The sequence below is a fragment of the Halobacillus sp. K22 genome (assembly GCF_052246795.1).
Lineage (GTDB): Bacteria > Bacillota > Bacilli > Bacillales > Halobacillaceae > Halobacillus.
Window position 1 is genome coordinate 239,713 of sequence record NZ_JBQQCN010000001.1, and the last position, 24,154, is coordinate 263,866.

At 41.9% G+C, this 24,154-nt stretch carries 20 protein-coding genes, 1 other RNA gene and 1 other annotated feature; of the genes, 5 read left to right on the top strand and 16 right to left on the bottom strand.

Annotation, left to right across the window (positions count from 1 at the left end; genetic code table 11):
* On the bottom strand, positions 1-420 hold the full coding sequence (cymR, locus tag ACTWPM_RS01240) for a cysteine metabolism transcriptional regulator CymR (RefSeq protein ID WP_014643856.1): 420 nt from the start codon (positions 418-420) through the stop codon (positions 1-3).
* Positions 374-1,057 carry a YczE/YyaS/YitT family protein gene (locus ACTWPM_RS01245; protein ID WP_443131242.1) on the bottom strand — a complete coding sequence of 228 codons (684 nt, stop codon included), beginning with the start codon at positions 1,055-1,057 and terminating at the stop codon, positions 374-376. The genes cymR and ACTWPM_RS01245 overlap by 47 nt, the downstream gene beginning before the upstream one ends.
* Before the next feature lie 438 nt (positions 1,058-1,495).
* On the opposite strand from ACTWPM_RS01245, the gene ACTWPM_RS01250 reads away from it, so the two are divergent.
* Together ACTWPM_RS01250 and ACTWPM_RS01255 are read left to right on the top strand one after the other, a co-directional pair.
* A complete protein-coding gene (locus ACTWPM_RS01250) occupies positions 1,496-2,770 on the top strand; it encodes a replication-associated recombination protein A (RefSeq protein WP_443131243.1) in 1,275 nt (424 codons plus the stop codon).
* 137 nt (positions 2,771-2,907) lie between these two features.
* A complete protein-coding gene (locus tag ACTWPM_RS01255) occupies positions 2,908-3,576 on the top strand; it encodes an RsfA family transcriptional regulator (RefSeq protein ID WP_443131244.1) in 669 nt (222 codons plus the stop codon).
* A 69-nt stretch (positions 3,577-3,645) separates the two neighbouring features.
* Here the strand turns inward: ACTWPM_RS01255 and ssrS are convergent.
* The 3 genes from ssrS to hisS form a co-directional block, all read right to left on the bottom strand.
* Positions 3,646-3,838, bottom strand: a non-coding RNA gene (gene ssrS / locus ACTWPM_RS01260) — 6S RNA.
* 84 nt (positions 3,839-3,922) lie between these two features.
* Positions 3,923-5,686, bottom strand: a complete 1,764-nt coding sequence (aspS, locus tag ACTWPM_RS01265; RefSeq protein ID WP_443131245.1) for an aspartate--tRNA ligase — start codon at positions 5,684-5,686, stop codon at positions 3,923-3,925.
* 2 nt (positions 5,687-5,688) lie between these two features.
* Positions 5,689-6,969: a histidine--tRNA ligase gene (hisS, locus tag ACTWPM_RS01270; protein WP_443131246.1), complete on the bottom strand. Its 1,281-nt coding sequence runs from the start codon at positions 6,967-6,969 to the stop codon at positions 5,689-5,691.
* Positions 6,970-7,038: 69 nt separating this feature from the next.
* Positions 7,039-7,259, bottom strand: a binding site (T-box leader).
* A 163-nt stretch (positions 7,260-7,422) separates the two neighbouring features.
* Here hisS and ACTWPM_RS01275 point away from each other — a divergent pair.
* Complete coding sequence (locus ACTWPM_RS01275; protein WP_443131247.1) at positions 7,423-8,478, top strand: N-acetylmuramoyl-L-alanine amidase; 1,056 nt, start codon at positions 7,423-7,425, stop codon at positions 8,476-8,478.
* Between the two features lie 60 nt (positions 8,479-8,538).
* On the opposite strand, the gene dtd is transcribed toward ACTWPM_RS01275, so the two are convergent.
* From dtd to secDF, 6 genes are all read right to left on the bottom strand, one after another.
* Complete coding sequence (gene dtd / locus ACTWPM_RS01280; protein WP_443131248.1) at positions 8,539-8,985, bottom strand: D-aminoacyl-tRNA deacylase; 447 nt, start codon at positions 8,983-8,985, stop codon at positions 8,539-8,541.
* 24 nt (positions 8,986-9,009) lie between these two features.
* A complete protein-coding gene (locus ACTWPM_RS01285) occupies positions 9,010-11,214 on the bottom strand; it encodes a RelA/SpoT family protein (protein WP_443131249.1) in 2,205 nt (734 codons plus the stop codon).
* A gap of 144 nt (positions 11,215-11,358) precedes the next feature.
* A complete protein-coding gene (locus tag ACTWPM_RS01290) occupies positions 11,359-11,871 on the bottom strand; it encodes an adenine phosphoribosyltransferase (RefSeq protein ID WP_014643866.1) in 513 nt (170 codons plus the stop codon).
* Positions 11,861-14,188, bottom strand: a complete 2,328-nt coding sequence (gene recJ, locus ACTWPM_RS01295) for a single-stranded-DNA-specific exonuclease RecJ (RefSeq protein ID WP_443131250.1) — start codon at positions 14,186-14,188, stop codon at positions 11,861-11,863. Before recJ ends, ACTWPM_RS01290 begins: the two co-directional genes overlap by 11 nt.
* Positions 14,189-14,245: 57 nt before the next feature.
* On the bottom strand, positions 14,246-14,578 hold the full coding sequence (locus ACTWPM_RS01300) for a LapA family protein (RefSeq protein WP_443131251.1): 333 nt from the start codon (positions 14,576-14,578) through the stop codon (positions 14,246-14,248).
* 198 nt (positions 14,579-14,776) lie between these two features.
* On the bottom strand, positions 14,777-17,053 hold the full coding sequence (gene secDF, locus ACTWPM_RS01305) for a protein translocase subunit SecDF (RefSeq protein ID WP_443131320.1): 2,277 nt from the start codon (positions 17,051-17,053) through the stop codon (positions 14,777-14,779).
* Positions 17,054-17,540: 487 nt separating this feature from the next.
* On the opposite strand from secDF, the gene spoVB reads away from it, so the two are divergent.
* Positions 17,541-19,097: a stage V sporulation protein B gene (gene spoVB, locus ACTWPM_RS01310; protein WP_443131252.1), complete on the top strand. Its 1,557-nt coding sequence runs from the start codon at positions 17,541-17,543 to the stop codon at positions 19,095-19,097.
* A gap of 24 nt (positions 19,098-19,121) precedes the next feature.
* On the opposite strand, the gene ACTWPM_RS01315 is transcribed toward spoVB, so the two are convergent.
* Together ACTWPM_RS01315 and ACTWPM_RS01320 are read right to left on the bottom strand one after the other, a co-directional pair.
* Positions 19,122-19,772 (bottom strand): YetF domain-containing protein, encoded by a 651-nt coding sequence (locus tag ACTWPM_RS01315; protein ID WP_443131253.1) that lies wholly within the window; start codon positions 19,770-19,772, stop codon positions 19,122-19,124.
* Positions 19,773-19,831: 59 nt separating this feature from the next.
* Positions 19,832-21,121, bottom strand: a complete 1,290-nt coding sequence (locus ACTWPM_RS01320; protein ID WP_443131254.1) for an ArsB/NhaD family transporter — start codon at positions 21,119-21,121, stop codon at positions 19,832-19,834.
* Positions 21,122-21,247: 126 nt separating this feature from the next.
* Here ACTWPM_RS01320 and ACTWPM_RS01325 point away from each other — a divergent pair, with 126 nt between their 5' ends.
* Positions 21,248-21,631 (top strand): TIGR04086 family membrane protein, encoded by a 384-nt coding sequence (locus tag ACTWPM_RS01325; protein WP_443131255.1) that lies wholly within the window; start codon positions 21,248-21,250, stop codon positions 21,629-21,631.
* A 44-nt stretch (positions 21,632-21,675) separates the two neighbouring features.
* Here the strand turns inward: ACTWPM_RS01325 and yajC are convergent, their stop codons facing one another.
* The 3 genes from yajC to queA are packed head-to-tail and all read right to left on the bottom strand — an operon-like array spanning position 21,676 to position 24,153.
* Positions 21,676-21,939, bottom strand: a complete 264-nt coding sequence (gene yajC / locus ACTWPM_RS01330) for a preprotein translocase subunit YajC (protein ID WP_089748968.1) — start codon at positions 21,937-21,939, stop codon at positions 21,676-21,678.
* Positions 21,940-21,954: 15 nt separating this feature from the next.
* Positions 21,955-23,091 carry a tRNA guanosine(34) transglycosylase Tgt gene (gene tgt / locus ACTWPM_RS01335; RefSeq protein WP_443131256.1) on the bottom strand — a complete coding sequence of 379 codons (1,137 nt, stop codon included), beginning with the start codon at positions 23,089-23,091 and terminating at the stop codon, positions 21,955-21,957.
* Positions 23,092-23,127: 36 nt separating this feature from the next.
* Positions 23,128-24,153 carry a tRNA preQ1(34) S-adenosylmethionine ribosyltransferase-isomerase QueA gene (gene queA / locus ACTWPM_RS01340; RefSeq protein WP_443131257.1) on the bottom strand — a complete coding sequence of 342 codons (1,026 nt, stop codon included), beginning with the start codon at positions 24,151-24,153 and terminating at the stop codon, positions 23,128-23,130.
* Position 24,154: the final 1 nt, after the last annotated feature.

Sequence of the window (24,154 nt, forward strand, 5' to 3'; positions counted from 1 at the left end):
TTAAATATAAAACATGTAAGCATCCTGTGTCTGATCGTCTACATGATCTTTCAAATCTTCTAAAGTGGTCGTATCCAGTACATCCTTAACGGCATCTCGTACTCTTTTCCATAGCGCTTGTTTAGCGGGTTCCTCATCTTCAATACCTTCCACCGGGGTAATCGGTCCTTCCAGGATACGAATAACATCTCCTGCGGTAATTTCGTGTGGTGCTTTTGTCAGCATATAGCCACCGTAAGCCCCCCGTACACTTTTAACTAGACTTGCATTTCGAAGAGGAGCGATTAATTGTTCCAAGTAATGTTCGGACAATCCGTTGTCCCTCGCGATCTGTTTTAGAGATATTGGACCATCTCCATATTTCCTTGCTAATTCAATCATTATGGTTAGACCGTAACGGCCTTTGGTAGATATCTTCATATAAGTCACCTTTCATTATTAAAAACTGTAACAATCGTTGAGATGCTGGAAGCGTATATCCGACAAATGTTCCTAAAAATAATGCAATAAAGACAGTTCCAATCCCTACAGGACCGCCAAGAGTAAAACCAAGTAAAGCGACTGTGACCTCAATGCCGTTTCTTACATTTGAAACCTTCCAATTCATCGTTTCAGAGATCATTAACATTAAACTGTCTCTCGGTCCCGCTCCGATCCCGGAAGAAACATATATTCCAATTCCTGAAGCAGTAATAACAGTGCCAAGAATAAATACGACCAATTGAACGCTCAGGATTTCAGGACTTGGAAGCAGCCAATTAAAGAAATCAATAAATATACCAATAAAACTCATGTTTAAAATGGTACCAATCTGTGGGAGTTTTTTTCTATAGAAAGAGTGTAAAATGACGATGATCAGACCAGCGATAATGGACCAGGTTCCTACTGTTAATCCTAACTTAAGAAACAGCCCATAATGAAAAACGTCCCATGGTCCTATTCCGAAATCCTTCACTTGCATGGTCATGGATATACCAAAACCAAGGATCATCACTCCTACTATAAAAAAAGTCCATCTAATGATATTTTCGCGCACTTGAGGGTGGTTAAAATTCAACCTAATCCCTCCTCTCTCTATTATACCAAACGTTATTATAGCATGAATGGCAAGTCTCTTGCATTTTCTTAATAATCCATCTAACCTTACATTTATAACTAGAATCTGTTAGAACTCAATGTTGGTTTCGTCGTATAAGTTCACTCCTATGAAGGAACCCGCTGCTCCAGTTATCCGATTTCGTCTGTTGTGAAGGTAGTGGAAATGACTCGATCTCCACCTCATTGACCGAATAAGGGCCGGTCGACACCGCCATACGTTGTAGCGTCCCTCATCGAACTTAACCTTTACCCAGCCCCTCGAGCTAACACCGACGGAAAGGGACTCGCTTTCATGAGAATCTTTCTCCATACCCTGTCTTGGAACATACCAGAATAATATTTTATAAAAATCACCAACTAATTCTAACATAACCATACCCAAAAAGGAGCTTAATGTATGAGCCAGCAACCACTCGCATTCCGCATGCGTCCCTCCAACTTAAATGAAATCATTGGACAATCTCACCTTGTGGACGAAGGAAAAACGATTCACCGAATGATAACAGCGAATCGCCTGGCTTCCATGATCCTATTCGGGCCTCCTGGGACGGGGAAGACATCCATGGCCACTGCACTAGCCAAAAGTCTGAAAATCCCGTTCAAAAACTTGAATGCAGTAACTGATAAAAAGAAAGATATGGAAATAGCCGTTGAGGAAGCTAAAATGCATGGGCAGCTCGTGCTTATTCTGGATGAAGTCCATCGGCTGGATAAAGCCAAACAGGACTTTCTGCTTCCACATCTTGAGAGTAATCGTTTAACTCTAATTGGCTGTACAACCAGTAACCCCTATCATTCCATTAATCCCGCGATCAGGAGCCGCTGTCATTTATTTGAACTTTATAAACTGACTCCCGGTGAAATTAAACAGGCAATTGACCGGGCATTACAGGACAAAGACCAGGGACTTGGGGACTTAAAACTGGAACTTACCTCCGAGGCTATCAATCATTTTGCCCATGCGGCGAACGGAGATCTAAGAGCGGCCCTTAACGGTCTGGAGCTTGCAGCTTTTTCCACTCCTGAGGAGGACAATCATATTCCTATTGATTTGGAAATTGCTGAGGAGTGTATGCAAAAGAAAAGCTTTTCTCATGATAAGGATGGAGATGCTCATTATGATGTACTCTCCGCTTTTCAGAAATCAATACGTGGCAGCGATGTAGACGCTTCCCTTCACTACCTTGGACGTTTAATAGAAGCAGGCGATCTCGATAGTATTGGACGGAGGCTGGTGGTCATTGCCTATGAGGACATCGGGCTCGCCAACCCCCAGGCAGGCCCAAGAGCTCTATCCGCCATACAGGCAGCGGAAAGAATTGGATTTCCTGAAGCCCGGATTCCTTTATCAGTTATCGTTACTGAACTTGCCTTGTCACCTAAGTCAAACAGTGCCTACAAGGCACTCGATGCAGCCCTATCAGACATTCGAAAAGGTAAAAGCGGAGAAGTTCCTGCTCATCTTAAAGACTCTCATTACAAAGGTGCTTCTCAACTAGGCAGAGGACTAGAATATCAATATCCGCACAATTTTGAAAATGGCTGGGTTGATCAGCAATATTTACCTGATACCATCAAGAACCGCTCCTATTACGAACCGAAAGCTACCGGAAAGTTCGAACAAGCTTTGCAGCAGGTATGGAAAAAAATTAAAAATCGCAAATCTACTTAAGTATATTTCCACTTTCTGTTGGCTACACTACAACTAAATCTGAAAAACTACTTTTCTAGGTGAGGACAAAGCAAAGATATTTAACAATAAAAGAGCTTCATCATACAAACCTGGAAAAACAAACAGGAGTGGAAAATATGCCTAAAGTAAGACAAGATGCATGGTCTCATGAAGATGATTTATTACTAGCAGAAACGGTTTTGCGACATATTCGTGAAGGAAGCACTCAATTAAAAGCTTTTGATGAAGTTGGGGATGCATTAAACCGCACATCCGCCGCTTGTGGCTTCAGGTGGAATGCGGAAGTTCGTCAAAAATACGAGCAGGCTGTAGAACTGGCCAAAAAGCAAAGAAAAGAGAAGAAACGTAACGAGGCTCACCAGAAGCCCGTTTACAAGAAAGTACCTGCACGGATGACTTATCAATCAGAAGCTGCAGAAGAGCCTGTTATAATAGAAGAAAGTAAGATTGTGAGCGAGCAGCCCGTAAGCCACTATCAACCAGATCCAGAACCAGAACTGCAACTCTCCCAGGTCATCCGATACTTGAAAAACCTTCAAAAAGAGACCTTAGGAAGTGATTCAGCTAAGAAACAAGTGTTCGAGCTTCAAGAACAAAATAAACAGCTAATGGATCAGAACACACAGTTAAATAGACAATTAGAAACAATGACGGAAGATTACCAAGCATTAATCCAAATTATGGATCGAGCACGAAAAATGGTAATGTTTGAAGAACAGGACTATGCTTATAAACCTCAGTTTCGCATGGAAAAAAACGGAAACCTCGAAAACGTTGCAAAATAAAAAAAGGAAGCCCTCTCTAGAAGGGCTTCCTTTTTTATTTTGTTTGCTTATGTAAGGTAAATTAAAAAGACCAATCCCAATTGTGCCGTTGTATCATGAGTTTTGAACCCGCTCCAGGCAGGTGGGTGCCCTGTTCCACACTTCCTGCGTCCTCCCATCAATGATGGTTAAGAGGCTTGCATTCCGTATGGAAACACCGGGCTCCCGTTTCAAAAATGTTCGGTCAAAACGTACATTCGAACAACGTACACATCAGGATTGATCCGTTTAATTTGTAAGACAATCATAGCATATATATATGTCCTTATCAACAATAATAAGCCAGATTTAAAAGTGGACTTTTCTTTTATTTTTCAGGTTTCAGTTGTAAGTGTAGTTCATCTAATTGCGCCTTGCTTACGCTTCCTGGTGCGTTGGTCATTGGATCTGCAGCTGAGGCTGTCTTCGGAAATAGAATGGTATCACGAAGATTTGTACGACCGGCAAGAAGCATAACAAATCGGTCAAAGCCAAGAGCAATACCCCCATGAGGCGGTGCGCCATATTCTAAAGCTTCAAGTAAGAAACCGAACTGCTCCTGAGCTTCTTCCTGACTGAAACCAAGAACTTCAAACATTTGATTCTGAACGTCTCTTTGGTGGATACGCAGAGAACCTCCGCCCAGTTCATATCCATTTAATACAATATCATAGGCTTCCGCATGAACGTTCTCTGGATTCTTGTGCAGCTGGTCCATATCCTCTTCCGTTGGCTTCGTAAATGGATGGTGTGCCGCAAAATAACGATTTTCCTCTTCATCGTACTCAAGCAGCGGCCAGTCTGTCACCCATAAGAAGTTAAAGCGATCTTCTTCAATTAAATCAAGACGGCGGGCTAACTTTTGTCTAAGTGCTCCTAAACTGTCATATACGACTGATGTTTTATCAGCTACAAATAGGAGAAGGTCGCCGTTTTTCGCTCCGGTTTTGTCTTTAATCAAAGCAGCCTCTTCTTCTGTAAAGAATTTAGCAATCGGGCCGTTAAATTCACCCTCTTTTACCTTGATCCATGCCAGTCCTTTTGCACCATAAACCTTGACATCGTCGGTCATTTTATCAATATCTTTACGGGAGAAATCATCCGCTTTCCCTTCCACGTTAATGGCACTGACCTGACCACCGGAGGAAACCGCTCCGCTGAATACTTTAAATCCAGAATTCTTAACCTCTTCGGATAGATTTACAAGTTCTAACCCAAATCGTGTATCAGGCTTATCTGATCCATACCGTTCCATAGCCTCATCATAGGACATTCTTGGAAACGGAGTATGAACGTCTATTCCTTTTACTTCTTTCATCACTTTCTTCATCATACGTTCAGTCATAGCCATAATCTCATCCTTAGACATAAAGGATGTTTCAATATCCACTTGAGTGAACTCAGGCTGACGATCCGCACGTAAATCCTCATCACGAAAACATCGAGCGATCTGGTAATATTTTTCGAAACCAGACATCATTAGCAGTTGCTTAAATAACTGTGGTGATTGAGGTAGTGCATAAAACTGCCCCTCATGTACACGGCTTGGCACGAGATAGTCCCTTGCTCCTTCCGGCGTACTTTTTGTAAGCATAGGGGTTTCCATTTCAAGGAATTCCTCTTCATTTAAGAAATTACGAATGGACTGGGTAGTTTGGTGTCGCAGCTTGAAGGTTTCCTGCATTTCCTTCCTTCTAAGATCCAAGTAACGGTATTTCAAACGAAGATCCTCTGACACTTCGGACTGCTCTTCAATCATAAAAGGAGGAGTTTTCGCTTTATTTAAAATCGTAACGGATTGTGCTGCGACCTCGATTTCTCCGGTACCAATATTCGGATTAATTGTCTGTTCATCCCTCGCTACTACTTCTCCTTTGATTTCTAATACATATTCACTGCGTACATTCTCAGCTGCATTCAAGGCTTCCTTAGAAGTTTCCGGATTAAATACCACCTGAACAATTCCGGATCTGTCTCGCAGATCAATAAAAATCAAACCTCCCAGGTCCCTGCGCCTTTGAACCCAGCCTTTTAAAGTTACTTCTTCACCTAAATGGTCTTTACGCAATGATCCGCTCTGCACTCGTTCCATTTCTATTCGCCTCCTAACAACTGGTTTTTCATATACGTTTCAATATCATCCAGCGGAATCTCTTTTTGTTCCCCGCTTACCATATCTTTCACATTGATCACATTTTCTTCAACTTCCCGATCGCCTAAAATAAGGACGTGTTTCGCTCCGAGACGGTCGGCGGTTTTGAACTGAGCTTTCATTTTTTTACCCAAATAGTCTTTATCTACCTGAATGCCTGCTTTTCTCAATTGATAAGCAACTCGGACCGAAACCTTCTCTGCTTCTTCTCCTAAAGCTACCAGATAGCAATCCAGCTCTTCATCGATCGGAAGTTCAACACCTTCTGCCTCCAGAGCCATTAATAATCGCTCTAGACTCATGGCAAACCCAATGCCGGAAGTAGCCGGGCCTCCAACTTCTTCTACCAGGCCTGTGTAGCGACCTCCGCCGCTCAGGGTTGTAATCGCTCCAAACCCTTCAGCGTCGCTCATAATTTCAAAAGCGGTGTGATTATAATAATCCAGCCCGCGGACCAAATTAGGATCGATTTCATACTCAATACCCATCACATCTAAATACTCTTTCACCTTATCAAAGTATTCTTTTGAATACGTATTTAAATAATCCAGGATAGATGGCGCCGTCGCCATAGCCGGATGATCTCTGTCCTTCTTGCAATCTAAAACCCGAAGCGGGTTTTGGTCGAGACGGACTTGGCAATCTGCACATAGTTCATCCCGATGCGGATCAAAATGCCGAATCAATGCGTTTCTGTGAGCTTCTCTGCTCTCAAGGTCTCCAAGACTGTTTAACACAAGACGTAAGGAACTTAATCCCATTTCGCGATATGAATCAAGAGCCAGCGCTAGAACTTCAGCATCTATCGCTGGATCATCGCTTCCAAGAGCTTCAATTCCGAACTGGACAAACTGTCTTTGTCTGCCTTGCTGAGGACGCTCATATCGAAACATAGGGCCAATATAGAAATATTTAGTTGGTTGATTAGGAGACCCATGAATTTTGTTTTGAACAAATGATCTGACTACAGAAGCCGTTCCTTCAGGACGAAGTGTAACACTCCTTCCACCGCGATCCTCAAATGTATACATTTCTTTCTGAACAATATCTGTACTATCTCCAACTCCACGTTGAAATAACTCTGTATGTTCAAAGATAGGAGTCCTAATTTCTTTATAGTGATAGCGGCGGCACAAGTCCACCAATTTTTTCTCTACATACTGCCATTTTTCAGAGGCGCCAGGAAGAATATCCTGTGTACCTCTTGGGGCATTTATACTCATTTATATTCCTCCTTTATACTTTCCACCATAAAATACCAAAAAATCCCCGTCCCTTTTCCTGCCAGTAGGAAAAGGGACGGGGATTTACCCGCGTTGCCACCCTGATTGAAGCATTCAGCTTCCACTCAAAGACAGTTAACGCCTGCGGTACGTCTGCACCTACTTTTATTTCGAGGCAGAACCTAAGAAATGTCTTTCATCCATCCATCATAAAGGAATGCTTCCAGCCTTTCTGGCATTCCATCTCTGGTTACGTGGGAATGGACTACTTTTTTCCTCAATGGTTTTAGTCGTATCATTATAGAATTGATTACTATCATATAGGCTTTTTCATTAGGATGTCAAGTTTATTCCTTAAAAAATTTATTACTATATTTCAACTTCTATTGCAGGTGCGCTGATCATACATGTCGAATAATACACGTGGCCAAAAAACAAGGAGGTGAAATTTATTTGAAGAAAACAATTTTTATGGTACTTATTTTTATTTTGGGAATCCTTAATTTAAGCCACCTCAAAGTTTATGCCGATCAGATGGTTGTTAAAGAGGATGTGGTTAATGTTAGAAGCGGCCCCGATACGAACCATGAACAAATTACCCAAGTTCATAAAAACGAAGTGTATGAATACATAGATGAACAAGGGGAGTGGGTCCAGATCCAGCTAAGTAATGACCGTCAGGGCTGGATAGCTGGCTGGCTTGTACAGAAAGAAGGTCAGGCTGCTAAGAAGGAGAATTCGTATCTATCATTGAATTACAATGGTACAAATATTAGAAGCGGTCCTTCTACAGAAGCCCCTATCCTTGGGCGTGGTCATAAGAAAGAGCAATTCAAAATCATCGGTAAAGAAGGTTCCTGGTATGAAATACGCTTTCAGAATCAAAAAGCATTTGTGGCAGACTGGATCGTAAAAACAGAGCAGAAGCAGACAGAAAATTATCATACAGCTTCCGAGTCCCAGGATGGTCTCTATGGTAAAACCATCATAATAGACGCCGGCCATGGCGGCCGCGACCCAGGAGCCATAGGTTTCACAGGAATCTTAGAGAAAGATCTTACGCTGCAGACAGCTAAAGCTTTGAAGCATCAGCTTCAAACCCAGGGAGCAAATGTTATATTAACCAGAAAGGAAGATAATTACGTAGCACTTGCTGTCCGCAATTATCATTCTCTGAACTCACAAGCAGATGCTTTCATCAGCCTCCATTTTAATAGTGCCCCTGTAAATGTTTCTGCAAATGGAATCAGCAGTTACTACTACCACTTTAAAGACAAACAGCTTGCTGCATCGATTCAGCAGGAAATGGTCCACGAGACTAGTTTGACAGACAGAGGGGTAAGACTGGGAAATTTTCATGTGTTAAGAGAAAACAATAAACCAGCTGTTCTCTTAGAACTGGGATTTATTTCTAACAAGTCTGAAGAAGGATTCGTGAACTCAACTTCTTATCACTCAACTGTTGGACAAGGAATAACTAGAGGATTGGTTCGATACTTCTCAGAATAATTCTTTATAATCCAATAACAATGAAGCCCCGGAAGTTAAAACTTCCGGGGCTTCCTCTTCCTATCTTTCTTTACTATCAAGTATCAATGTCACTGGACCAGAGTTGGTCAAAGCAACATTCATCATGGAACCAAATTCTCCAGTTTCTACCCCTACACCTTCATTTTCCACCATATGGTTAAATGCTTCATAGAGTTCTTTAGCCTGGTCAGGTTTAGCTGCCTGCATAAAATTGGGACGTCTTCCCTTTCGGCAATCTCCAAACAATGTAAATTGAGAGATAGACAAAAGCTTCCCACCCATGTCCACAAGGGAACGGTTCATTTTTTCATCTTCATCTTCGAAAATTCTCAGGTAAGGTATTTTTTTAGCTAAATACCTTGCATCTTCTTCTGTATCTTCATGAGTAACCCCAAGCAGAACGACTAATCCTTGTTGAATTGAACCCACATCTTCGTCATTGACTTCTACACTCGCTCTTGAGGCACGCTGTACCACTGCTTTCATTCTGTTGGCCCCCTTTAGTGTATTTTACTGCATAACACGGCGGACCGTATAAACCTCTTGAATCTGCTTAATACGTTCCACAATTCTTCGTAGATGACTCGTATTTTGGATCAAAATTGTAATATGAATGGTAGCCATTTTGTTTCTGTCCGATTTCCCAGAAACCGCTGTTATATTGGTCTTTGTTTCATTGACTGCCTGTAATACCTCATTCAGCAGTCCCCTGCGGTCGTATCCCCATATTTCGAGATCAACGTGGTACTGTTTGGAATCCGTTACAGAAGTTTCCCATTGAACTGGAAGGAGGCGGGTCTGCGCTTCTTCTGTTTTCACATTAGGACAATCCGTGCGATGGACAGAGACACCTCTCCCTTTTGTGATGTAACCTACGATATCATCACCAGGTACAGGATTACAGCACTTAGACAACCGAACCAGCAGGTTGTCTACTCCCTCAACACGTACGCCTGAGTCTTTCTTACCAGCTTTAGCGGGTGTTTTTATTTCTGTGGTACTCACATCTGCCAAGGTCTGTTCGAGGTCTTGCTGTTTCTGTTTTTGTTTTCTCCATTTTTCAGTAATTCTCGTAGCAATCTGGGCTGCTGTAATACCTTGATAACCCACAGCGGCAAACATATCCTCTTCGCTGCTAAAATTGAATTTCTCAGAAACGCGACTCAAATTATCGGGGGTAAGAACATCTTTAGGCTGAATGCCAAAGTTGCGAATTTCTTTCTCTACAAGCTCTTTTCCTTTGCCGATATTTTCGTCCTTTCTCTGTTTCTTGAAAAACTGCTTAATTTTGTTTTTTGCCTGAGAAGTCTGAGCCAGTTTAATCCAGTCTTTGGATGGTCCATAGGAATGTTTGGAAGTCATGATTTCTAAAATGTCTCCGGTATTAAGAACATAATCTAACGGTTCCATTTTCCCGTTTACTTTTGCCCCAATCGTTTGATTTCCCACTTCGGTGTGAATACGATAAGCAAAATCAATAGGGACGGACCCTGAGGGAAGTTCAATAACGTCCCCTTTCGGCGTAAACACATATACCATGTCTGAAAATAAATCGACTTTCAAAGACTCCATGAATTCCTCGGCATCATGAGTTTCACTTTGCCACTCCAAAATCTCTCTAAACCATGTTAGTTTTTCTTCAAACGATTGTTCCGCTGCACTTTGACGCCCTTCTTTATATGCCCAGTGCGCAGCGATTCCATATTCAGCAATTTCATGCATATCATGGGTGCGTATTTGAACTTCCAGAGGGTCGCCTTTTGGACCAATTACTGTCGTGTGCAGAGATTGATAAAGGTTAGGCTTTGGCATAGCAATATAATCCTTGAAACGTCCAGGCATCGGTTTCCAGCAAGTGTGAATGATCCCAAGAACGGCATAGCAGTCCTTTATGCTATTCACCGTAATTCGAACAGCAAGCAGGTCATAAATTTCATTAAATTGTTTATTTTGCAACACCATTTTTCTATAAATACTGTATAAGTGCTTAGGCCTTCCATTAAGATCCGCATCAATATTAACGTCCTTTAACTGACTGCGTATCTCATCAATAACTTCTTCGATGTAATGTTCACGTTCATTACGCTTTTGTTTCATTAAGTGGACAATCCGATAATATTGCTGTGGATTTAAATAGCGCAGAGCTGTATCTTCAAGCTCCCATTTAATCGTAGATATACCCAGACGATGAGCCAGTGGAGCGAAAATTTCCAAGGTCTCATTAGAAATTCTTCTTTGCTTTTCAGCAGGCAGGTGCTTTAAAGTCCTCATATTATGAAGGCGGTCAGCTAGCTTAATAAGAATAACACGGATATCTTTGGCCATAGCGACAAACATTTTCCGGTGATTCTCTGCTTGCTGAGCTTCTTTGGATTTGTACTTAATTTTCCCTAACTTTGTAACACCGTCGACAAGCATGGATACTTCCGTGTTGAAGGCTTTCTCTATTTCTTCAATACTCACTTCAGTATCTTCAACAACATCATGAAGAAACCCACCTGCTATCGTTTCCGGATCCATTTCCAGGTTCACGAGAATTCCAGCCACCTGAATAGGGTGGATAATATATGGCTCCCCGGATTTACGGAACTGGTCGCTATGTGCCTGCTCAGCAAACTGATAAGCACGGCGAATAAAGGCAAGGTCATCCTCATTCAAGTATGTGCTTGCTTGTTCTATTACTTCTTCAGCTGTTAGAACTGTATCTTTCGCCATTCAATCACCCTGGTTTCTGTAGACTTACTTTAATAAGATATTTGATTTATATTATCAAAAAAAGCAGGTGAAATGTAAAGAGATAGATGCTGTCCCCCTCACCTGTAAAACAAAGAGCGCCCTATGGAGGGCACTCTTTCTAAATTAATATTGCATTAATGTTAATACATCGTATCCATCAAGCTTACTGCGTCCATCTAGATACGTTAGCTCTATCAAGAATGCACAGCCGGCAACCACTCCGCCCAGCTGTTCTACAAGATTAATTGTAGCTTCAATCGTGCCCCCTGTAGCAAGGAGATCATCAACAATCATTACTCGCTGCCCTGGTTTAATAGCATCTTTATGAATCGTAAGTATGTCACTGCCGTATTCCAGACCATAATCCACCTTGATCGTTTCTCTTGGAAGTTTACCTTCTTTACGGACAGGAGCAAAACCGATTTCTAATGCATAGGAAACTGGGCAGCCGACAATAAATCCGCGTGCCTCAGGACCAACCACGATATCTATTTCTTTATCTTTTGCATAATCAACAATATCGTCAACTGCCGACTTAAATGCTGGACCGTTGTCCATCAAAGGAGTAATATCCTTGAATTGAATGCCTTCTTTGGGCCAATTTTCTACAATAGCGATATGTTCTTTATAATCCATTAACTACTTCCTCCTTGGAATGCTTGGAACTCTGGTTCAGATAATCATTGAACCAGCCTTTTAACTCTTTGTAAGTGGAATAATACAAGGTCTGTTCCATGTATAAACGCTCTTCACGTTCTTTATATAAGGTCGATTCTTTTAAATCTTTTTGAGAAGGTTTTGAATTTATCGTGATAATTCCATCTTTCATTCTAACAAATTCAAGTTCAAAAAACACCTTCGAAATAAATTCAACCATAGAATAGTCCCAGCCTTTTCTCTTAGCCAGCTGTGCACCTTCTTGTCTAAGATTAAATTCTTTACGCTTCAACAGCATACCATAAAACCATTTGAAATGATCACGAGTAGGCCATGTTTTTAAAAAGGTGCTTTCTTCCAAGCGGTAACAGGCAAAAATTTTACTTACAGATACCCGGCCGAGAAGTTCTTCCAATTGACTGATCCGATCAGGTAGATCCAAAAGCAATAACCCTTCAACCTTTCCGTCTGCAGTAAATTCTTCGGGTGTGTACACAGGAATATTGCGTGGTGCCTCTGTTTCTCCTTGAAAAGTGACAGCTGCATAGTTTTCATTATTAGGGACTACAAGTTTTTTCTCTATATGTTTGGAGCCCCGCAAGTCAAATAACTGCCACTCATTCACGCGTAGATCTTTTACCATAATTTGAAGATTTTTTCGCCCGTTCCATTCGTTGATTCCCAACTCCCCCACAACCTCCAGAGGATCCGAAGGAGTTAGATGAGGGTAAATATCACCCATACCAAAGGCAATCCCATCCACTCGTGACTGTTCTTTTTGAAATTGCAATTTTAAATGATTCTTCTTACTGCCGATCAATCTGAGTTCTTTAGGTGTATGCTTTAAGTGAAATAACGGTTTAGGGTTCCCCATCCCGAATGGCCTGAGCTGATCGATTTCTTCAATCTGCTTTATGGAGATGTCATCCAATTCAAGAGTGGCTTCGATGTCCAGAACTTGCTGGTAGTCATCCTCCGTTAACTTTTGCTCTGCCAGATCATTTAATGCTGATCTTAGTTCATCAATTTTCTCTGTTTCTAAAGTCATTCCTGCCGCCTGGGCGTGGCCTCCAAAATGAAGAAAGTGATCCCTTACTTCCATACAATTTGCAAAGAGATCAAAAGCGTCGATACTTCGAGCAGATCCTTTCGCTTCCCCTTTATCAAGATCAATCCCCAGCACAATTGCAGGTCTATCAAATTGGCGAACGAGTTTGGAAGCTACAATACCCAGAACTCCAGGATTCCAACCTTCTTTAGCAACAACAATGACATTTTCAAGGTCCTCAGACGTTGAAGAAAGCAGTTCTTCAGCTTCTTTAGCTATTTCAGCCACTATTTTCTGGCGTTCCTGGTTAATCTGATTAATAAATCCAGCAATCTGCTGAGCTTCCTCCGTGTCTTTAGATAGAAGCAATTCTACTGCTGGCGTAGCATCTTGTAACCGTCCAACGGCATTCATACGAGGACCGATGGTAAATCCAATCGTTTCTTCATTCATTTCGCCCTCGATACCGCATACTTCACGCAAAGCCAGCACACCCGGCCGCTTTGATTGGGAAATAGCTGAAAGTCCCATCGAAGCCAGTATCCGGTTCTCTCCCTGAAGCGGAACAAGGTCGGCAATCGTCCCAATCACGACCAGATCCAGATAATCCTTAGGAAATTTGCCTAGCAAGGCTTCCGCAAATTTAAAAGCAACCCCTACTCCAGCCAATTCCTGGAATGGATAGCGGCTGGACGTCTTTGGGTGAATGATGCTGAAGGCGTCTGGTAATACTTCCTGGACTTCATGGTGATCGGTTATAATCAGATCCATTCCTAGTTGTTTGGCTACTTCCGCTTCGTGGATAGCTGCAATCCCCGTATCTACAGTAATGATCACGGAATAGCCAGAATCCTTTGCGAACAAGAAGGCTTCTTCGTTAGGCCCATAACCCTCTGTAAACCGATTCGGTATATAGAAATCACAATGTGCGCCAGCTTCTCTTAATGCCTCAATCATTAAAGTGGTTGAGCTTACACCGTCCGCATCGTAGTCCCCGAAGACAAGAATGGACTCTTGGCGGTCAATCGCTGCTTTAACTCGCTCTACTGATTTTTCCATCCCTTCCATAAGAAATGGGTCATGTAAATAGTCGATAGAGGGATTCAAAAACTGCTTAACAGCTTCCGGCTCAACAATGCCCCGCTTCTCAAGCATTTGCTGTGTTAACGGGGTCAGTCCTTTCTGAACCTCAAATCCTTCAACATTATCATTATATGTAAACTGCCATTTCATCTTACTTTGTATCATAAGTTCACCCCTGACCCATCTATTATACAAGAGGGGGCCAGGGGTGGCAAACGCCTTTTACGTGACATTTCTATTCTCGTTATCTTCATTAGAATCAACCGACTCTTCATGTGTTTTGCCATAGCCAGAGGAAGATTCAGACTCGGTAGTTTGATTGGCTTTTTGCTTCAACGAACGATTTTCCCTCTTTAATTTAAAGTAACGAACTGCTCCAACAGATGCCGTCGCAAGACCGCCTAGTAGAACAGATATTAAAATAACCAGGATCAACGGCGCTTCCCCTGTTCCAAACATATAGTTAACTTGCACAGGTTCTACATTGATCACAGCAAAAATAGCAATAATTAAAGCAAATATAAGTGCAAAAATAATGTAAGATTGCCCTTTCACTTTTATCCCTCCCTTTATAATCCGTTTTCGAATACAAGTGAAGGACTCGAATTTACCCGTTAAGCCCTTTCCTCATACATCCACAAACATTGATACAGCTTAAAATAACAATTAATACTTTTCATTTAACTATACCCAAATTCGTTTATTTTCAATCAAAAAGGCAGCCTCATTCATGAATGAGGCTGCCTCGTATCTTTACACTTGAGGTCCATCGTTTTTCTTCTTCTTAACAAATTGAATCGGATTATCTTTAATGTTCTTCCCACGCCAGATCAACCATAGCTGAGAAGCAATGAATAAGGAAGAATACGTTCCTGCAAGGAGTCCTACAACAAGCGCAAAAGCAAAGTTTGTAATCGACGAGGCTCCAAATAACAGAAGCATAATTGCCGCGAATATTACAGTAATAACTGTATTAATACTTCTGGCTAATGTCTGCATCAAGCTGTCGTTCACAACTTTAGCGAGTTCTTTAAAGGACTTGACCTTCTTCTTAAGCTTCAAGTTTTCACGAATCCGGTCAAATGTAACAATGGTATCGTTAACTGAATAACCTACAATCGTTAAGATCGCAGCTATAATTGTAATATCAAACTCAAGCCTCGTAAGACTAAACAGCGCAATGATAAAGAAAGCATCGTGAAGCAGGGCGATGATAGCGGTCATTGCAAAGAAAAACTCAAATCGGATGGTTACATAAATAATAATCCCGATAGAAGCATACAAAACAGCCAATGCCGCATTCTTAGCTAACTCCTGACCAACTACAGGGGAAACCGTGCTTACGTTTGGTGTATTGCCAAATTCGTCTTCATAGTAACTCTGAATCTCTCCAATTTTATCTTTACTTAGCTCGCTGTCAAAACGAGCAACAGCTATCTCGTCATTGTCTCCGGAGATTACTACTTTCTTAGGTGCCACATTAAATTCTTCTTCCATGGTCTCCTCAACTTGTGAGGCATTGATGCTGCCATCGGATAAAATGGAGACCCTTGAACCACTTGTAAAATCGATACCTAAGTTCAGACGGAAAACGGCAAGTGCTAGAATACCGGCTGTTATTAAGACAATAGAGATTGTAAAAAATCTTTTTCTTAAGCCAACAAAGTCAAACTTACGGTTCATAACCGTTGCTTCAACTTCCTCGCCATCTTCAAGAGAGTGGATATCTTCCGGCTTCACTCCAAACCACTTCGGACGTTTATTTAAGAAGCGGCTCTTCACCCATAACCCCATAAGAAGACGCGTACCATATACAGCAGTAACAAAACTGACTAAAATACTTACGATGAGCATCGTAGCAAAGCCTTTTACAGAACTAGTACCAAAAATGAAGAGAACAGTAGCTGCGATTAGCGTGGTAATGTTCGCATCAAGAATTGTAGCGAGTGAGCGTTTATTACCAGCTTTGAATGCTGACATCACTGATTTGCCGGCTTTTAACTCCTCTTTAATTCTCTCGTAGGTGATAATGTTGGCATCAACTGCCATACCTACCCCTAGAATCAGTGCGGCTATTCCAGGTAGCGTCAGCACCCCGTTCATGGCTTCAAATACCACTAAAATTAGATAAACATATGCGGTCAAAGTTACAACGGCTATAACCCCAGGGAAGCGGTAATAGGCCATCATGAATAAGAATATAGTGGCTATTCCGATTGCACCGGCAAAGATCGTTTTATTCATTGCCTGCTCACCGAATTGAGCTCCTACTGATGTAGAATAGGTCTCTTCCAGATTTACTGGGAGTGAACCTGCGTTTAGGAGATCTGCCAACTCTTTCGCGGACTCTACTGTAAAGTCCCCGGTAATCTGCACGGTGGAACTTCTGACGGGTCCATCTGGAAATCTTGGTGCTGAAAGATAAGCAGGATCTTCCTTGCCAAACTCTTCAGCATAGGACGTCTCTTCATCATAATCCAGCCATATGACCAGGACATCTTCTGGATAAGGTGTGCTTGGGTCATCAGGTGTATTAACTACCTGTTCAGAAACCTCATAAAACTTACCAGGATCTTTTACGCCAAGAGAAACGGCGGGACTATTATTCTGGTCATAAGTTTGCTGTGCACTACCCTCAACCAGGTCTGATCCATCTAAATATTCTTCTCCATTCGCTCCCCGGAAAGAAAGTTCTGCGGTGGTAGCTAATAAATCCCGGGCCTCCTGTTGATCCTGAATACCGGCAAGCTGAACACGGATCCGTCCACCGTCCTCAATCGATATATTCGTTTCACTGATTCCGAGTGTATTAACTCGTCTATTCAAAGACTCAACCGTCGCTTCCAGAACATTTTCATTAACTTCCTGGTCTTCGTTCAAAGGCTCGACATCATACAAAATTTCAAATCCACCCTGAAGGTCGAGTCCTAAGTTTATATTTTTAGTAACACCTGTTACAGTCGTCCCTATTGTAGCTGCTAATAGAAGCACCACTAGAAAAAAGGCGACGATACGCCCCCGTTTCACCATAATGTCCATTTCCTCCTTTTATATCTTCCGCGCCTGTTCATTATTGAAAAGCTTATGTACTCGCAGTAAGTACGTGTCTCACTCCTAAGTATTAGGGTTTCCTTTGTTCATCCATCCGTACCAATTTTACTACTATTTTTATATTTGACAACATGCAAAGTCGTTTCTATAGACCGCCAGAGAATACTATCCTTCCTGTTTTGCACGCTATATCTACACCCGACCCTCTAACCAGACTCTTTATAGAGCCTGTCTGCCCGTTCACCATTTATGTATCAATAGAGTGATCAGGTATTTTTGAACAACTTCGCACAATTTCCTGTCTATTACTATTACATCTAACTATGATAATTGATTTCCGCTAATTTCGCTGGCCCTCCCGCCTTCTCTTCTCGATAATTCTAAACCTTTGTCATGCCTTGTCCAAGGCTAAGCATATACTTCATTGTAGCTGAATTTTAATTCTTTGAGAAGGCGGATTGTTTTTATGTCTAAACAAACCTTTTTACATGGTGCCCTCATACTGGTAGCTGCTGGCCTGGTTACACGTCTGCTTGGATTTATTAATCGGATTGTTGTTGCTCGAGTGATGGGAGCCGAGGGGGTAGGGCTCTATATGATGGCCTTGCCCACTTTGATCCTTGCAATTACCATTACCCAGTTCGGTCTTCCGGTTGCCATATCAAAACGAGTGTCCGAAGCTGAAGCCACTGGCAATGAAAAGAAAATTAAAAGTATTTTGATTGTATCTTTGTCGATCACCGGGTCATTAAGTATTATCTTTACAGCCGGCTTATTTATACTTGCACCGGTTATCGCTTCCTATTTTCTAACTGACCCGCGCGCTCTCTTTCCGTTACTCGTCGTCACGCCTATTATCCCAATTATCGCTGTAGCCTCGGTTATTCGAGGTTATTTTCAGGGAAGGCAGAATATGAAGCCCCAGGCTCTGTCTCAGGTTATCGAGCAGATAGTTCGTATTGGTGGAGTGCTTGTTTTAACTAAACTCCTTTATCCTTACGGTGTAGAATATGCCGCAGCAGGAGCTATGGCGGCCGTGGTTCTCGGTGAATTTGTTTCACTGATTTATATGTTAAGACAGTTTAACCTTCAGAAATCATTTAAACTGCGTAATACCTGGAAAAAACATGTGGGACAAGGTAAAAAAACGTTTCAAGAATTAATGGCTATCGCCCTTCCCACCACAGGCAGCCGTTTTATTGGCTCCATAACCTATTTCTTTGAACCCATCCTTGTTGCCCAAAGCCTTGCCATAGCTGGGTTCGCAGCTGTAGAATCAACTAAGCTTTACGGGGAGCTTACTGGATATGTTCTTCCTTTACTTTTCTTACCTACTTTTTTAACTCATGCGCTTTCCACAGCCCTGGTACCTTCTATTAGTGAAGCAGCAGCAGTAGGAAAAAAAGAAACCATCCAGTACCGAATTATGCAGTCCATCCGTCTCTCCTTAGCTTCTGGAGGCGTAATTACAGTGGTTTTTATGATTTTCCCCGCTGTTATACTTATGACGGTTTACGGCACTAGTCAGGCTGCTTTTATGCTGCAGTTTATGGCGCCATTCTTTTTGCTGCATTATATTCAGACTCCGCTACAGGCCACATTACAAGCTTTAGACCTAGCCCAGCCTGCCATGTGGAACACTTTAATCGGATCAATTATTAAATTCATTATATTAGTAAGTTTAAGCTCCCGGCCCGAGTTCGGCATTCATGGTGTAGCCATAGCTATGGTGGTGGGTGTTGTCGTTGTTACTCTGCTACACCTTGGAGTACTCATTAAATACAAAGTCATGACTCTTCCGCTTGGAATGTTTACCCGTTTCGCCCTGGTGGTTGGTATTACCGGTTATATTGGCTTTACCATGAAGCAGCATCTGCTTCATGAAAGCAAGCCGCTCGCTCAATTATTATGGATGGGAATAACACTTACGCTTATTTATCTGATCCTCCTGTTTTGGTTTAAGCTTTTAAGCAAAGAGGAGTGGAAATTAATCCCCTGGAAAAAGATCCTGCATAAAAAATAACCGCTCTTTGAACAAGCGGTTATTTTATTTGTATTGATTTTTTTCGTCAATTGAAACTTCACCTTCTTCATTAATTGTACATAAAGAAATTTGATCTACAGACTCATACCCCTGCTTTTTAAGTTCATTTAGCAGCCAGTTCTTGTTTTTACGTATATTCTTAAGACCGCTATATTGGATTTGGCCGTCTGCGATCAAGACAACTGCATAAGATGAATGACCAGATTCATCTTTTTCGAAAACCGATAGCTTCCCTGAAGGTTCAAGAATGGCATAAGCTACATCGTTTACTTGTTGAATCCCATGCTCACGTAATTGTATAAGTAAATCATTAAAGTTATAACGCTGCCGTTTCATCTCATATTCGTCTACCATCCCATGTTTAATAATAACAGAAGGTTTTCCATCAAACCACGTTCTAAACCTTTGATTCTTCAACGAAACCCACGCGCTGCCCAGTTGTATAGCTAATAGCACAGCCATAGGAACTATTGCTTTCCAGATCGAAGAATCGGGTTGTTCAATGATAAAGACTCCGATTTCTGCGAGCATAATAAAAACAACTAAGTCCATAACACTTAACTCACCGATTTCTCTCTTACCCATAAAACGAAAAACAATCAGAATAATTAAATAAGTGAGAAGAGTTCTTACTATAAGAGAGGCATACACCATGAAAATCCACGACCTTTCAACAGGCTTACTCTCTTATAAGATGACCCATTCTCGTGTTTTTATGAAGAGAATGGCAGCAAATATCGGAAATATACATAAATGGACGCGATGACTAAAGATAAAATTAAGACCGGGATACCATATATAGAAAATTTAATGAACGATATAGGCTGGCGGTGACTGGCAGCTATGCCCGCTACGACAACATTCGCAGATGCGCCAACCAGAGTTCCGTTTCCTCCAAGACATGCACCTAGCGCAAGCGACCACCAAATAGGATCTACATTCATCATTCCATAACCTTGCAGCTCCTGAACAACTGGAATCATAGCTGCAACAAATGGGATATTATCTACTACACCCGATAGCAGCCCTGCACTCCATAACATGACCATCGAAGTAATAGGCAGGTCTCCGCCAGAGACCCAAACCATCCCACGAGCCAGTTCATCAATTACCCCTACCGTTTCTAAACCACCTACCAGCATAAACAGCCCCATGAAGAAAAATAAGGTGACCCACTCCACCTCTTGAAACACATGTTCAACATCAAGCTCTTTGTCTGTTAAAAACAGCAATAGTAAAGCTCCGCTTACCGCAATGGTGGTAATATCCATATGTACAAATGGATGCATCATAAAACCGGTAATTGTTAAAAAAAGCACAGAAATGGACTGAAAAAGTAACCGGGAGACTTTAAGATGCTCCCGCGCATCCATTTCCATAAGGGCAGCAGCCAGTTCACGATTGTAAACTAATTGCTTACGGAACAAAAGCAGCAATATGGTTAACATAGATACAAATATCACGATCACGACCGGGCCTAAATGATAAAGAAAAGATAAGAAACTAAAGTGCTCTACAGCCTGTCCAATCATAATATTAGGAGGGTCTCCGATCAGAGTGGCGGTGCCGCCAATATTAGAACTGAATATGGTAATTAGTAAGTAAGGAAAAGCTGGAAGCTGTAAACGTTCAATTAATGTAAGTAATACAGGAACAAAAAGAAGGACTGTTGTCACGTTATCTAAAAAAGCAGAACCCACAGCAGTAAATGTTGCTGATACAGCAAGTAAAGGTACAGGACGTCCTTTAACGAGCTGAGCTAAACGAACCGCCATGTAAGTGAAAACTCCCGTTTTCTTCGTTATGGAAACCAGCACCATCATTGAAAAGAGTAAAGCTACCGTTTCCCAATCAATAAACCCAAATGCATCTTCCCACTCGTACACTTTGGTTACTAATAAAAGCACACCGCCAGTTAAAGCTACAAGCGCCCTATTCCACTTCTCCGTCATAATTAATACATAACTAGCTACGAATATGAGTAATGCAAGTAAAGTTGCCATACACCTTCCCCTTTATAAGGACTTTACTTTATACGTATTCAAGGAAGAGGGAAAATATCTACTTCTATCTAAGGCTTAAACATGCATATAGTGATAATGACAAGCTTAAGAAGGGAGATTTATATTATGAAAAAATTTACGCAGGGCGTCCTTGGATATGGAATTGGCTCTATCCTTCTGCTGATGATTATTTCCGCTGCTGTACTGGCTCTATTACTTCGTTTTACATCTATGGAATATCAAACCCTCAATCAAGCGGCGCTGATCACCGGTTTGAGTATTCTAGCATTTGGTGGAATGATGGCTGCTTATAAAGGTGAACAGAAAGGGTGGCTGTCCGGGGCGATGACGGGACTTATTTTCGTAGCTGCAATGGCTTTATTTCAGATCATTTTTGAAAACCAATGGGTATCTCTGCCGCAACTAAGTTATTTCGGGGGATTAGTTCTAGCTGCCTGGCTCGGAGGGGTAATCGGGGTCAATTTGCCAAGGCGAACGGCAAAAAGATAATTGGACATGAAAAATCCCGCTGCCTAGACAGCGGGATTGTATCATTAGTCCTGATTTAGTTTCTCACGAACAGATGAACGATCGAATTTCATTTGCGTTCCATCTTGTACCGTAATAACTAGAGATCCTTCATCTATAGCATGTACCGTACCATGGAGACCTCCGATTGTGATGATTCTATCGCCTTTTTGCAAGTCCGCCTGCATTTGTTGTACTTTTTTCTGTTTCTTTTGCTGCGGACGAATTAATAGGAAATAGAAAATGACAAACATTAGAATAATTGGTAATAAACCGACTAATGTATCCATTTAATTTCCCCCCTTCTAAAAGTTCTTCGCATTTGGTTTATTGAAACCATATTGTTCAAAGAATTCTTCTCTAAAGTCTCCGAGTCGATCTTCTTTAATGGCTTCACGCACTTGCCTCATTAATTTTAACAGAAAATAAAGGTTATGATAAGTAGTTAATCTAAAGCCAAACGTTTCACTCGATTTAACGAGGTGTCTGATGTAAGCCCGGCTGTAATTGCGGCATGTATGACAGTCACAATTTTCATCAATGGGGCGAAAATCACGGGCAAATTTTGCATTGCGGACAACCAGACGTCCATTAGAAGTCATACATGTACCGTTACGGGCAATCCGGGTAGGTAGAACACAATCAAACATATCTATGCCCCGCATGCTTCCATCAATTAGAGAATCGGGTGAACCTACTCCCATTAAATAGCGTGGTTTCTCATCAGGCAGGAGAGGCGCAGTAAAATCAAGCACCCGGTTCATAACATCCTTTGGCTCACCAACGGAAAGTCCTCCAATGGCATAGCCCGGGAAATCCAATGAAGTAAGATCCCTAGCGCTTTGCCGGCGTAAATCTTCATATTCTCCACCCTGAATAATCCCAAAAAGTCCCTGATCATGAGGTCTCTGGTGTCCTTCAAGACATCGATCCGCCCATCGGCTTGTCCGCTCAACTGACTTTTTCATATAGTCATGCTCAGCCGGGTAAGGAGGACACTCATCAAAGGCCATCATAATATCTGCACCTAGTGAATTTTGGATGTGCATGGCTTTTTCAGGTGAGAGAAATAATTTCTCTCCGCTGATATGGTTACGGAAGTGAACACCTTCTTCTTCAATCTGTCTCAAGTCACTTAAGCTAAAGACTTGAAATCCTCCTGAATCTGTTAAGATGGAGCCATTCCAGTTCATAAAAGAATGAAGACCGCCTGCTTCTTCAATAATATCTTCACCAGGGCGCAGCCAAAGATGATAAGTATTAGAGAGGATGATCGGCGCTCCCATTTGCTCAAGTTCTTCGGGACTCATCGTTTTTACAGTGGCAAGCGTACCCACCGGCATAAACATCGGAGTCTCAAATGAACCGTGAGGTGTATGAACTTTGCCGAGACGTGCCCCCGTTTGTTTACATGTTTTAATTAATTCGTATGTGATTGCCATTATTTATATCCTTTCTCCAATTCAAGCATAATCTAACTAGATAATCAGCATCGCATCTCCAAAGCTGAAGAACCGATATTTATTCTTCACAGCTCTAGCATAGGCTTCCAGGACAAAATCACGACCGGCAAAAGCGCTGACAAGCATAATCAGCGTAGATTTAGGCAAATGAAAATTGGTAATCAGCCCATCAATGGCTTTCAGCTTTTTAGGCGGGTAGATAAAGATATCTGTCCATCCGCTTGCTTCCTGGAAGGTCCCGTAATCACGGATAATCGTTTCCAATGTCCTCGTAGAAGTTGTACCTACAGAAATAATACGCCCCCCCTGTTTCTTCACCTGATTTAATTGGTCAGCCGTTTCTTGAGAAACCTGATAGAATTCCGCATGCATATCGTGGTCTTCCACATTGTCGACACTAACAGGACGAAAGGTACCAAGCCCGACATGGAGGGTGAGGTAAGCTATATTTACACCGGAAGCTTGAAGATTTTCAAGAAGTTCGTTTGTAAAGTGCAGCCCGGCAGTCGGTGCGGCAGCGGACCCCTCTTCCTTCGCATATACAGTCTGGTAACGTTCCCTGTCCGGCAGCTGTTCCTTAATATAAGGAGGGAGCGGCATCTCACCGAGGGACTCCAGCACTTCCAGAAAAATTCCTTCATAAGAAAATCTGACTTTTCTTCCTCCATGATCTTGAAGTTCCGTGACTTCAGCTGTAAGTTTTCCATCTCCAAACACGAGGCGTGTGCCCAGTTTCACTTTTTTAGCTGGTTTAACGAGTACTTCCCATTCGTCTCCCGCCTCTTGATGCAGAAGTAGGACCTCTACTTTTCCACCCGTATCTTCTTTAACACCAAAAAGCCTGGCAGGAAGCACACGTGTATCATTCAAAACAAGACAGTCCCCTGGCTTTAAGAATCGTTCAATATCTGAAAAATGGTGATGTTCTATTGTTTCAGCGCCCCGGTCACAAACCATGAGACGTGAAGAAGAACGATCTTGAAGCGGCACCTGAGCAATAAGCTCTTCAGGCAGTTCAAAATCATACTGCTTAATATCCATT